The organism is Plantactinospora sp. ZYX-F-223, from assembly GCF_039649625.1.
In the GTDB taxonomy this organism is placed as follows: Bacteria; Actinomycetota; Actinomycetes; order Mycobacteriales; family Micromonosporaceae; genus Plantactinospora.
In genome coordinates, this window is record NZ_JBDJAV010000008.1 from 1 (window position 1) to 12,479 (window position 12,479).

A 12,479-nucleotide genomic window follows, 5' to 3' on the forward strand; every position below is an offset into this window, starting at 1 on the left:
GACCGTCAGCCGCTACCACTGGCAATCCTCGTCACGGCGATCGCTGCCACCATGACTGGCATCCATCACCTCGCCCGTCGCCACAAGCCCGAGGTGCGGTCGCTACCACCCGATGAACCCGTGATGCGCTGAACACCAGCTTCGGGTCAGACGAGCGGCGACCGCGGCAGAGCACGATCTTCTTCCTTCCGCCGTGGTCGCCCTCTTCAGCGATTTCAGGGTCGGCCGCAACGCCAGGTGCCATCGGCCGCCCATCGACGGAACCCGCTGGTAGGCGGTCTTCCACGGCCCCCCGTACCGTTCGGGCAGGTCACGCCAGGGTGAGCCGGTCCGTTTCACCCAGCAGATCGCGCTGATGACCTGCCGATGGTCCCGCCACTGGCTACCACGCACGGGCAGCGCCGGCAGCAACGGTGCCAGCACCGCCCACTCGTGATTCGTCAGATCGCCTCGTGCCACGAAGGGTCTAACGAGCGACCCTCATGATCCGCGAGACAGAACCTCGTCGCCGAGGGGCGGTTGGGTGCCGAGGCGGGCCCCGGTGGCGTCGACCGGACCGTGGAAGGTGGCGACTCCGCTGCCGTCGCCGAGGTCGAAGGCGGCCCGCTCGAAGCGGCAGCCGGCGAAGCTGGTGGTGCCGTGGAACTGGGCCCCGACGAACTCGGCGTATCCGCCCTCGCCGCCGCTGAGGTCGAGATCGACCAGGGTGGCGCCGCAGAGCCAGAGGTTGGTCTCCGGCCAGTACGGCTCGGCGGCCGGGCGCAGCCGCTCGGCGAGCACCTGCTGGACCTCCCGGCGCAGCCGCAGCTCCTCGGCCTGGGCCGGATCCAGGTCACCGCTGACCAGGAACGGCAGCGGCGTACGCAGATAGGCGCAGAGCGCGTCGACGACACGTTCTCGCAGCTCCGGACGGGTGTCGCCGAGTTCGGCCAGCAGTCGCAGGCCGGCACGCCGGGTGCCGGGGTCCGGGCCGGCGAGCTGCCGGGCGTACGGGTGGACACCGTCGTCCGGCACCAGCCGGCCGCTGCCAGGCTCCGCCGCCCAGCCCAGCGGCCAGTACGTCTCGCCGTATCCGTCGTCGTTCTCGTTGGACCAGTGGGCGCCGGTCAGCTCCACGGTGGGCTGGTCCAGGTGCACCCGAGCGGCGAACTCGGCCTCCCGGAAGTCCGCCGCAGCGCCGAACCGGGCCATGTAGAACCAGGCCGGGCCGGCGAAGCGGGCACCCCGGAACGAGACCGGACCGGCGAAGCGCGCCCCGTCGCCGCCCTCCTCCCAGTCCTGGTAGTCCTCGATCAGTACGGCGACCGGCCACTGCGGATCGGTCTCGTTCGGCTCGTCCCAGGGCAGCGGGGCGAGTTCCTCGATCGTCTCCCAGGCCGGGTCGTCCTCCCAGAGGGTGTCTGCGCCCCGCCCGAACCAGGCGATGTCGCCGAACTCCGCCCCGGCGAACCCGGCCGCGCCCCGGAACCGGGCCCGGCCGAAGACCGCCTCGTCGCCGAAGCGGACGCCGTCGAACCGGGCGTCGCCGTCGAAGACCGTACGCGGGAAGAGCGCCTCGCCGTCGAACCTGGCCCCCTCGAACGACGCCGTGCCGACGAACCGGGTGTCCGCGAACCGCGCCTCGGCCAGCTCACAGCCGCGCAGGTCGACGCCGACCAGGGTCGTCCCGGACAGGTCGAGGCTGATCTCCGGCCACGGCCCCGAGTCGCCGGGGCGGAGCCGGTCGGCGAGCAGGGTGAGGGCGGCCCGCCGTGGGTCGGTCTCCGCGCCGTCGGTGGAGCCCGCCCGCCCCGCCGGACGATCCGCCGGACCGGTGGCCCGCAGGTGTTCGCAGATCGCGTCCACCACCGGCTGCCGGAGTTCGGGGCGGCCGTCGGCGCGGGCCAGCAGCCGGCGTACCGCCGGAAGCCGGTCGGGCGACGACTCCGCCGCCAGTTCGGCGAGGTCCGCCCGGTGTTCGTCCAGGTCCCGATCGGCCATACCCGCCCGCTCCCCTTCCCCGGCTGCTCCGGCCCACGGTGCCGCCGCACCGGCGGCGCCGGAACGCACCCTAGCCGCAGCGGGCAACTCCGGCCGCCGCCGGCATCGCCGGCAACCACTCGCCCGGACCGCTCACCTGGACGGCGGGTTGCCGACGGGGGGTCAGGCGACGACGCTGACCATCCGGCCTGGCACCACGATCACCTTGCGCGGCTCGCGACCGGCCAACTGGTCGGCGACCGCCGCCAGCGCGGCGGACCGGATCGCCTCCTCGGTTGCCTCCGCCGGCACCTCGACCCGGCCCCGGACCTTGCCGTTGACCTGCACCGGGTACGTCACCGTCTCGGCGACCAGCAGGCTCGGGTCGGCCACCGGGAACGGCTCGTACGCCAGCGACTCGGCGTGCCCCAGCCGGTGCCACAGCTCCTCGGCGATGTGCGGGGCGAACGGCGACAGCATCAGCAGCAGCGGCTCGGCCACTTCCCGGGGCGTCGCCTCCAGCCTGGTCAGACCGTTGGTCAGCTCGATCAGCTTGGCGATCGCGGTGTTCATCCGGATGCCGTCCAGGTCGCCCCGGACCCCGTCGATGATCCGGTGCAGCAGTCGCCGGGTCTGCTCGTCGGCCGGGGCGTCGGTGACCCGCAGCTCGCCGGTGTGCTCGTCGACGATGGTCCGCCAGACCCGTTGCAGGAACCGGTAGGCCCCGATCACCGCCCGGGTCTCCCAGGGCCGGGAGACGTCCAGCGGGCCCATCGACATCTCGTAGACCCGGAAGGTGTCGGCGCCGTACGCCTCGCACATCTCGTCCGGGGTCACCACGTTCCGCAGCGACTTGCCCATCTTGCCGTAGACCCGGGTGACCTGCTGGTCGCCGAAGTAGTACCTGCCGTCGACCTCCTCCACCTCGGCGGCCTCGACGTAGCTGCCCCGGTCGTTCTGGAAGGCGTACGCCTGGATCATGCCCTGGTTGTACAGCCGGCGGTACGGCTCGAACGACGAGACGTGGCCCAGGTCGTACAGCACCTTGTGCCAGAAGCGGGCGTACAGCAGGTGCAGCACGGCGTGCTCCTGGCCGCCGACGTACAGGTCGGTGCCGCCCGGGTCGCCGGGCGACTGCGGGCCCATCCAGTACCGCTCGTTGGCCGGGTCGACGAAGGCTTGCGAGTTGGTCGGGTCCAGGTAGCGCAGCTCGTACCAGCAGGAGCCGGCCCACTGCGGCATCACGTTGGTCTCCCGGGTGTACCGCTTCGGCCCGTCGCCCAGGTCCAGCTCGACCTCGACCCAGTCCTTGCGCCGGGACAGCGGGGTCTCCGGGTCGGAGTCGGCGTCGTCCGGGTCGAAGGTGCGGGGCGCGAAGTCGTCCACCTCGGGCAGCTCGACCGGCAGCATCGACTCGGGCAGCGCCACCGGGTTGCCCTGCTCGTCGTAGACGATCGGGAACGGCTCGCCCCAGTAGCGCTGCCGGCTGAACAGCCAGTCCCGCAGCCGGTAGGTGACCGCCCCGGCGCCGTGCCCGTTCGCCTCCAGCCACTCGATGATCTTCGCCTTGGCGTCGGTGACGAACAGCCCGTTCAGGTCCAGGCCGCCGTCCGGCGCGGCGCTGTTGATCGCCGGGCCCTCCCCGGTGTACGCCTTGCCGTCGAAGTTCTCCGGCGGCTGCACGGTACGCACGATCGGCAGCTCGAAGACCTCGGCGAACTCCCAGTCCCGCTCGTCCTGCCCGGGCACCGCCATGATCGCGCCGGTGCCGTAGCCGGCCAGTACGTAGTCGGCGATGAAGATCGGGATCTGCGCGCCGTTGACCGGGTTGGTGGCGTACGCCCCGATGAAGACGCCGGTCTTCTCCCGGTTCTCGGCCTGCCGCTCGATGTCGGTCTTGGCGCCGGCCGCCTTCCGGTAGGCGTCCACGGCGGCCCGCGGGGTGGCCTGCCCGCCGGTCCAGGCGTCCTTCGTCCCCTCCGGCCAGGCGTCGGCGGCCAGCGACTCGACCAGCGGGTGCTCCGGGGCCAGCACCATGTAGGTGGCCCCGAAGACGGTGTCCGGCCGGGTGGTGAAGACCCGGATCGGCGCATCGGCGGTCGGGAACTCGATGTGCGCGCCGGTCGACCGGCCGATCCAGTTCCGCTGTTGCAGCTTGATCGGCTCGGGCCAGTCCAGCGCGTCCAGGTCCTCGATCAGCCGGTCACCGTACGCGGTGATCCGCATCATCCACTGCTTCAGGTTGCGCTTGAAGACCGGGAAGTTGCCCCGGTCCGACCGGCCGTCCGGGGTCACCTCCTCGTTGGCCAGCACCGTGCCCAGCCCCGGGCACCAGTTGACCGGCGCCTCGGAGACGTATGCCAGCCGGTGGTCGTCGACGATCCGCCGCCGCTGCGCTGGCGACAGCTCGGCCCATGGCCGGCCGTCCGGGGTGGCCCGGGTGCCCGCCTCGAACTCCGCCACCAGCTCGGCGACCGGCCGGGCCTTACCGGCGGCCGTGTCGTACCAGGAGTTGTAGATCTGCAGGAAGATCCACTGCGTCCAGCGGTAGTAGTCGGTGTCGATGGTCGCCACCGAGCGCCGGTCGTCGTGCCCCAGCCCCAGCCGGCGTAGCTGCGACCGGTAGTAGCCGATGTTCGCCTCGGTGGTGGTCCGGGGGTGGGTGCCGGTCTGCACCGCGTACTGCTCGGCCGGCAGCCCGAAGGCGTCGAAGCCCATCGTGTGCAGTACGTTCCGGCCGGCCATCCGCTGGTAGCGGGCGTAGCAGTCGGTGCCGATGTAGCCCAGCGGGTGCCCGACGTGCAGCCCCGCCCCCGACGGGTACGGGAACATGTCCAGCACGAACAGCTTCTCCGCGTCCGCCCGGGGATGGCCGGGATCGGCCAGCGGCCCGACCGGATTGGGCGCCCGGAAGGTACCCCGCTCGGCCCACCGGTCCTGCCAGCGGATCTCGATCTGGCCGGCCAGCTCGGCCGTGTACCGGAACGGCGGGATGTCCGCCGTCGGCTCGGCTGCCTCGGTCGTCATGTCGTCTCCTCGCTACGTCCGCCGTCGCTCCGCCCTCGTCGACCGGGGCTGGCTGAGCATCAGATTCAGGTTTGTGGGCCGGGTCCGTTCTCCGGGCATAAAAAAGCCCCTCACGCAGGAGGGGTGGCCGTGCTGTCGCTCTCTGTCGCGTCAGCACGGCTCGCTAAGGAGCAGGTAGACCCTGGACATGCGGCCATCGTACCGCGCCCCCGGCAGCGCTGTCGCACCCGATACCGGCCCGGAGATCCGACCCGGGCTCTCCCGGTGTGCTCGGCTCTCCCGCCGAATGCGGTTAGCCTGAGTGATGCGGGTGATCCGGTTACTCCGGACAGACGTATTCTCCCGCGAACCATACGGCCGGCCCAGGGACTCTTACTAGGCGGCGGCCGTGACCGACGAGGAGGAGGCCCGTGACTCAACAGACCTGGGACGAACTGGGTGGCACGCTGCCGAGCGACCAGTTCCGTGCCGCCAGCGACGCGATCGTGGCCAACATCGAAGAGGTCATCGAGGGCAAGACCGCGACGGTCCGGCTCGCGCTCGCCGTCCTGCTGGCCGAGGGCCATCTCCTGATCGAGGACGTACCGGGCGTCGGCAAGACCAAGCTGGCCAAGGCGCTCGCCCGGTCGATCGACTGCTCGGTCCGGCGCATCCAGTTCACCCCCGACCTGCTGCCCAGCGACGTCACCGGGGTCAGCGTCTACAACCAGGAGACGCACGACTTCGAGTTCAAGCCGGGCGCGGTCTTCGCCAACCTGGTGGTCGGCGACGAGATCAACCGGGCCTCGCCGAAGACCCAGTCCGCGCTGCTGGAGAGCATGGAGGAGCGGCAGGTCACCGTCGACGGTGTCACCTACGAACTCCAGACGCCGTTCATGGTGATCGCCACCCAGAACCCGATCGAGATGGAGGGGACCTATCCGCTGCCGGAGGCGCAGCGTGACCGGTTCACCGCCCGGATCGCGATGGGCTACCCCGACCCCGGTGCCGAGCTGGCCATGCTGGACGTGCACGGCGGCCGGGACCCGATCCACGAGCTGCGACCGGTCTCCGACGCCGCCACCGTCCGGAAGCTGATCGCGACGGTCCGTGACGTGCACGTCGCCGACGCCGTCAAGCAGTACGCCGTCGACCTGGTCACCGCCACCCGGGAATCCCCCGACCTACGGCTCGGCGCCTCCCCCCGGGCCACCCTGCAACTGCTGCGCACCGCCCGGGCGGTCGCCGCACTGGAAGGGCGCGACTACGTCCTCCCCGACGACCTCCAGGCGCTGGCCGTGCCGGTGCTCGCGCACCGGGTCATCTCCACCGCGGACGCGCAGCTCGCCCGGCGTACCACCGACGCGATCGTCTCCGACCTGGTGCACCGGCTGCCGTTGCCGCACGAGCGGCAGCGCTCGCCGTACGACACCCGACCGTCGTCCGAGGACGGCACCGGGCGCTCCCAGTACGAGCCGCGGAGGCGGTGACGGTGCGCGAGGCACTGCGTGGCCTCACCACCCGGGGGCGGTCCTTCCTGGCCGCCGCCGTGGCAGCGGCGATCTCCGCGCTGATCCTCGGCGAGAAGGACCTGCTCCGGGTCGCCGTCCTGCTCGGCGTACTGCCGCTGCTCGCCGCGCTCTACGTCGGGCGCAGCCGCTACAAGCTCGCCTGCAGCCGCTCGCTGGAGCCGCACCGGGTGCCGGTCGGCGCCAGCTCCCGGGTGGTGCTCCGGTTGCAGAACATGTCCCGGCTGCCGACCGGGACGCTGCTGCTGGAGGACCGCCTGCCGTACGCGCTCGGCAGCCGTCCCCGGGTGGTGCTGGAACGCCTCGGCGCGCACCAGGCGAGTTCGGTGGCGTACACGGTTCGGGCCGACGTACGCGGTCGCTACGAGGTGGGCCCGCTGGTGATCCGGCTGACCGACCCGTTCGGGCTCTGCGAGCTGACCCGGGCGTTCCCCAGCGTCGACCCGCTCACCGTCATCCCGCAGGTCACCCCGCTCCCCTCCGTCCGGCTGGCCGGCGAGTACGCGGGCACCGGCGAGAGCCGGGCCCGCTCGGTGGCGGTGCACGGCGAGGACGACGCGGCGACCCGGGAGTACCGGCGCGGCGACGACCTGCGCCGGGTGCACTGGAAGTCCACCGCGCGCACCGGTGAGCTGATGGTGCGCCGGGAGGAGCAGCCCTGGGAGAGCCGGGCGACGGTGGTGCTGGACACCCGGGCGTTCGCGCACCGGGGCGAGGGACCGACCGCCAGCTTCGAGTGGGCGGTGTCGGCGTCGGCCAGCATCGCCGTGCACCTACGGCAGGCCGGCTACAAGCTCCGGCTGGTCAGCGACTCGGGGATCGACGCCAGCGCGAACGACGCCGGCGGCGAGGGGCTGCTGCTGGACTACCTCGCCGACGTCCGGCTCAGCCAGCGCGGCGACGTGGCGACGCTGGTCGAACGGGTCCGGCAGCGCTCCGACGGCGGGCTGGTCATCGCACTGCTCGGCACGCTGACCACCGCCGAGGCGGACCTGCTGGCCGGGCTGCGCGGCAACGGCGCGACCTGCATCGCGTTCCTGGTGGACAGTTCGACCTGGCTCAACCTGACCCCGCAGGCGCGCGAGGAGGCCAACCACGCGCACGGCGCCGCCGCGCTCGCGCTGATGCAGAGCGGTTGGCGGGTGGTCGGGGTCGAACACGGCAGCAAGCTGCCGGCGCTCTGGCCGCAGGCGGCCCGGGGCTCGCAGGGCTTCGCCTGGCGGGCCGTGCTGGCCGAGACGGTCGCCGGCGGAGTGCGGTGACCGGTCGCCGGAGACGGGATCGACGAGGCGGATGAGGGCGACGCGATGAACCGGAACGGCAGCACCGGCACGGACGGGACGATGTGATGAGGGGACGCCGACACCTGGGGTTCGTGGCGGCCGCGGCCACCCTGCTCGCCGCCGCGCCGATGTCGACCATCTACGAGCGGTGGACCTGGCTGATCCAGTGCGCGGTCATCGTCGCGCTGATCGCCGGTACGGCCACCCTGGCCCGCTGGTGGCGGGCACCGGTCTGGGCCCAGGGACTGGGCATGGTGGCGGCACTGCTGTTCGGGTTGACCTGGATCTTCCCGAGCGGCCAGGAGATGATCTCCCTGCTGCCCACCCCCGGCACCCTGACCCACTTCGGCTCGCTGCTGGCCAGCTCCGGCGAGGACATGCGCTCGTACGGCGTACCGGTCCAGGACCTCGACTCGCTGCTCTTCCTGACGGCGCTCGGCGTCGGCGGGGTGGCGATCGTGGTGGACCTGCTCACCGTCGGGATGCGCCGTCCCGCCCTGGCCGGGCTGCCGATGCTGGCGATCTACTCGGTGCCGGTGGCGGTGCACGTCGACAGCGTCTCGGCGGTGCCGTTCGTGATCGGGGCGGTCGGCTTCCTGTGGCTGCTCGCCGCTGACAACGTGGACCGGGTACGCCACTTCGGACGCCGGTTCACCGGGGACGGCCGGGACGTGGACGTCTGGGAGCCGTCGCCGCTGGCCGCCGCCGGCCGCCGCCTGGCGGTGATCGGTGTCGCGGTGGCCGTACTGCTGCCGCTGGCCGTACCGGGGATGACCTCGGGGCTGCTCAGCCAGTTCAACTCCGGTGGCGGCGGCGATGGCGGCGGCCGGGCCGGGCCGGGCGGATCACCGGGCCGGGTGAACCTCTTCGCCCAGCTCAGCGGTGAACTGAACCGCTCTGAGCAGCGCGACATGGTGCGGGTGACCACCAACGACCCCGATCCGTTCTACCTGCGTTTCGCGGTCGCCGACGACTTCGAACGGACCGGGTTCGGGCCGCGCTCCCCAGAGGGGACTCCGGTGACCCAGGGCCTGCCGGATCCGCGCGAGGTGACCAGGGAGGCTCCGGGCATCACCCGCGACCAGTACAACGCGGACGTCGAGATCCTCGACTTCGCCATGCCGTTCCTGCCGGTCTACACCGCTCCGGTGAGTACCCGCCAGATCGACGCGAACTGGCGCTACGACGCGACCATGCAGGTGATCTACTCGGAACGGGCGTCGTCGCGGAACCGGAAGTACTCCTTCGACTTCGTCCGTTCGGAATACACCCCGGCCGCGCTGGCGGCGGCACCGACGCTGGCACCGGAGCACGCGTTCCGGAAGCTCTACACCACGGTGGAGCCGGTACGGGAGGTCGAGGAACTCGTCGACCGGCTGACCACCGGCAAGCGGAACGACTACGAGCGGGTCCGGGCGATCTACGACCACTTCTCCCGGAAGAACGGGTTCAGCTACGCCCTGAACACCGAGGGCGGCACCAGCGGGCAGGACATCGTCAACTTCCTCACCAACAAGGTGGGCTTCTGCCAGCAGTACGCCGCCGCGATGACCTGGCTGGTCCGCGAGGCCGGCATCCCGGCCCGGGTGGCCTTCGGCTTCACCAGCGCCAACCGGTCGGGCAACACCTACACCCTGACCAACAACAACCTGCACGCCTGGACCGAGGTCTATTTCACCGGCATCGGCTGGGTCCCGTTCGACGCGACGCCGGCGGCCAGCATCACCGGCTCGTGGCGTTCCCAGTGGGCGCCGGACCCGGACGCGCCCGAGCAGACCTCGACCACTCCGGACACCCCGGTCGGCCCGACCACCGACCCGTCGGCCGGCCCACAGGCGACGGACGGGTCGGACCGCCCGCTCGACGAGGCATTCGACGGCACCGCCGGGGTCGCCCCGGACAGCGGGCCCAACTGGCCGCTCTGGGTACTGGCCGGGGCGGTGCTGCTGGTCCTGCTGCTCACCGTGCCGGCGCTGCGGCGGGTGTTGCTCCGGCGGCGCCGCCAGACCCGGGCCGCTGCCGCAGCCAGCACCCTCGCCTCGGTGGCGGCGGACGGGAACGCGGCCCCCGGCGTCGCCCGGGTGGTGCTCAGCGACTCCGAGCTGGCCCGGGCCCGGGCCGACGCGCACGCCGCCTGGGACGAGCTGGTCGACACCCTGGTCGACTTCCGGGTCCGGGTGGATCCGGCGGAGACGCCCCGGGCCACGGCCGACCGGCTGATCCGGGAGGGGCTGACCGCCGGCAGCGCCGACGAGGCGATCCGCCTGCTCGGGCACGCCGAGGAGCGCGCCAGGTACGCCCGGGAGCCGCTGCGGCACGGTCCGCTGGGTGACGCCCTCCGCTCGGTACGCCGGGCGCTGAGCGCCGGAGCCGACCGGCGTACCCGGCTGGTGGCGGCCACCCTGCCACCGTCGGTGCTGTTCCGCTGGCGATTGGCGATCATGGATCTGTCGGCCGGGTTCGTCGCGCTGACCGGCCGGCTCCGGGACCGGCTGCTGCGCTGGAGCCCTCGACGGGTGCTCGCCGGACGCACGTCCCGCTGATCCGAGCCGTACCGGTCGGCCCCGACCGACCGGAGGCGTCGCCGGGCCCATCCCGCGAGTCGCGGGGTGGGCCCTGCGGTCTGCCGGATGCGCCGGCAGAGCGTCTGGTGGATCCGCCGGAAGCGCCTGGTGGGTGGATCCGCCGGGATAGTCCGGCGGATGCGCCGGGAGATCAGATCGGTGCGACGTCACCCAGCGAGGTCGTGAGGCGGATCACGGCGAGCCGGGCACCCGCGCCGGGGACGCGAACGGCCGGCGGAGACGGCGCCGGCAGCAGTGTGTAGGCATGGAGAAACGCCACTGGTCGCCGGGACGGAACCCGGCGGTACCGTCAGCGGGGCGTGCCCCACGGACGGGAGACGGTCAGCGGTGGCCTTCCGGCCGCTGACGCCACCTCTCCTCGAGTCGGTCGATCAACGACAAGCGTCGCCCGCTGCGGACGCGGCGGCTGGTGGTGCCGCCAACCACGTGCAGGTCCGGTGACTGCGCCTTACGCTGCGACAGCATCGCGAACGCGGCCGCACCGAGCATCACCACGAAGCCCGCCACTCCGAGCAGCGGAGTTTTGCTCACCGTGCCGTAGACGACCAATGCTAGGCCAGCGATGATCACGCTGACCGCGACGAGCAGGCGACGCCGCGCGTGGAAACGCGGATCGCTGGCGCGCACAGCCGAGGCGAACTTAGGGTCCTCGGCAAGCGACTGCTCGATCTGCTCGAACAGCCGCTGCTCGTGCTCCGAGAGCGGCACGGCACTCCTCCCCGGTCACGTTGGCCGGTCCGCTCGGACCGACAGACCGTGGCAGCCAACCGGCTGCTTACCCGCCAGTCTACGAGGGGGGTCGCGGGTCGGAAAGCGGGACGACCTATGGCCGCGCCGGATTTTCCGTCCGCCGCAGGTCGCCGTGCCCCAACAGACTCGCTGGGCGCACCATGGAACGCCCGAATCGGGCAGCTGCGGCGTCCGCTGCGGCCTCCGCCTCCCGCCAGCCGTGCTCGGGCGCGCCCAGTGCGAGCTGTCGGGGAGTCTGGTCGCCGTCGCTGAGCCCCTCGACCCGGACGCCGATCAGCCGGATCCGGTCACCCGGGCCGAGAGCGTCGAACAACGCCCAGGCGGTGTCGAACACCTCTCGGGTCACGTCGGTCGGCCCGCCGAGCGTGCGGGACCGGTTGACCGTCCGGAAATCGGCGAACCGCACCTTGATCGAGACCGTCCGACCGACCTGCCCGGCCCGGCGCAGCCGGACGCCGACCTTCTCGGCGAGGGCCAGCAGAGCCCGCCGGATCGTCTCCGGCTCGGCCAGGTCGGTGTCGAAGGTGACCTCGGCCCCGATCGACTTCTCCGCGTGCTCCGGGCTGACCCCGCGGGGATCCCGCCCCCAGGCCAGCTCGTGCAGGTGGGTCGCGGCCGCGTCGCCCAGGCTGCCCCGGAGCATCCCGACCGGCGCCTCGGCGATGTCCCGGACCGTCCGCAGCCCGAGCCGGCGCAGCGTCTCCGCCGCCCGCTCCCCCACCCCCCAGAGCGCCTCGACCGGCAGCGGATGCAGGAAGTCCAGCACCTGGTCGGCCGGCACCACGATCAGCCCGTCCGGCTTGGCCCGGGTGGAGCCGAGCTTGGCCACGAACTTGGTCGGCGCCACCCCGACCGAGCAGGTCAACCGCTCCTGCTCGGCGACCCGGGCCCGAATCAGCCGGGCGATCTCGGCCGGCCGGCCGAACAGCTTGCGCGCCCCGGCGACGTCGAGGAACGCCTCGTCCAGCGAGAGCGGCTCGACCAGTGGAGTCACGTCGCGGAAGATCTCCATCACCGCGCGGGAGGCGGCCGTGTACTGCGCGAAGTCGGGTGGCAGGAAGACCGCCGACGGGCAGAGCGCCCGGGCCCGCATCGTCGGCATCGCGCTGTGCACGCCGTATGTCCGGGCCTCGTAGCTGGCCGAGCTGACCACGCCGCGCGGGCCGACCCCGCCGACCACGACGGGCCGACCCCGCAGGTCGGGCCGGCGGCGGACCTCGACCGCGACGAAGAACGCGTCCATGTCGACGTGCAGGATCGGTGAGCCGGAGTCGTCGGCGTCCGCACCGAAGCGCGGATCACTGCCGCGTGGCACGGACTGGCTGCGACCCATAGCGGCAGGTTAGCCCGGGGGTACGACGCAACCG

The 12,479-nt window shown here is 72.4% G+C and carries 7 protein-coding genes and 1 pseudogene; 3 read left to right on the forward strand and 5 right to left on the reverse strand.

Annotated elements, in window-relative coordinates:
- Positions 1 to 233: 233 nt before the first annotated feature.
- From AAH979_RS10110 to leuS, 3 genes and pseudogenes are all read right to left on the reverse strand, one after another.
- Positions 234 to 459: pseudogene (locus tag AAH979_RS10110) on the reverse strand (transposase); the annotation flags it as partial.
- Positions 460 to 480: 21 nt separating this feature from the next.
- The gene (locus AAH979_RS10115) at positions 481 to 1,980 is read right to left on the reverse strand and encodes a pentapeptide repeat-containing protein (RefSeq protein WP_346257816.1); all 1,500 of its coding nucleotides are present in this window, start codon (positions 1,978 to 1,980) and stop codon (positions 481 to 483) included.
- Positions 1,981 to 2,142: 162 nt separating this feature from the next.
- Positions 2,143 to 4,986: a leucine--tRNA ligase gene (gene leuS, locus AAH979_RS10120; protein ID WP_346257817.1), complete on the reverse strand. Its 2,844-nt coding sequence runs from the start codon at positions 4,984 to 4,986 to the stop codon at positions 2,143 to 2,145.
- 410 nt (positions 4,987 to 5,396) lie between these two features.
- Between leuS and AAH979_RS10125 the strand changes: the two genes are divergently transcribed.
- From AAH979_RS10125 to AAH979_RS10135, 3 genes are all read left to right on the forward strand, one after another.
- Positions 5,397 to 6,455, forward strand: coding sequence for a MoxR family ATPase (locus tag AAH979_RS10125; RefSeq protein WP_346257818.1), 1,059 nt, complete (start codon positions 5,397 to 5,399; stop codon positions 6,453 to 6,455).
- Between the two features lie 2 nt (positions 6,456 to 6,457).
- Positions 6,458 to 7,756, forward strand: coding sequence for a DUF58 domain-containing protein (locus AAH979_RS10130; protein WP_346257819.1), 1,299 nt, complete (start codon positions 6,458 to 6,460; stop codon positions 7,754 to 7,756).
- An 86-nt stretch (positions 7,757 to 7,842) separates the two neighbouring features.
- Complete coding sequence (locus tag AAH979_RS10135) at positions 7,843 to 10,320, forward strand: DUF3488 and transglutaminase-like domain-containing protein (RefSeq protein WP_346257820.1); 2,478 nt, start codon at positions 7,843 to 7,845, stop codon at positions 10,318 to 10,320.
- A 363-nt stretch (positions 10,321 to 10,683) separates the two neighbouring features.
- Here AAH979_RS10135 and AAH979_RS10140 read toward each other — a convergent pair whose 3' ends face one another.
- A complete protein-coding gene (locus AAH979_RS10140; RefSeq protein ID WP_101367165.1) occupies positions 10,684 to 11,070 on the reverse strand; it encodes a DUF3040 domain-containing protein in 387 nt (128 codons plus the stop codon).
- Positions 11,071 to 11,185: 115 nt separating this feature from the next.
- The gene (locus AAH979_RS10145) at positions 11,186 to 12,445 is read right to left on the reverse strand and encodes a DNA polymerase IV (RefSeq protein ID WP_346257821.1); all 1,260 of its coding nucleotides are present in this window, start codon (positions 12,443 to 12,445) and stop codon (positions 11,186 to 11,188) included.
- Positions 12,446 to 12,479 lie beyond the last annotated feature (34 nt).

Coding starts and splice junctions, on each gene's coding strand:
- AAH979_RS10115 (WP_346257816.1), bottom strand. CDS start 1,980: ATGGCCGATCGGGACCTGGACGAACACCGGGCGGACCTCGCCGAACTG.
- leuS (WP_346257817.1), bottom strand. CDS start 4,986: ATGACGACCGAGGCAGCCGAGCCGACGGCGGACATCCCGCCGTTCCGG.
- AAH979_RS10135 (WP_346257820.1), top strand. CDS start 7,843: ATGAGGGGACGCCGACACCTGGGGTTCGTGGCGGCCGCGGCCACCCTG.
- AAH979_RS10145 (WP_346257821.1), bottom strand. CDS start 12,445: ATGGGTCGCAGCCAGTCCGTGCCACGCGGCAGTGATCCGCGCTTCGGT.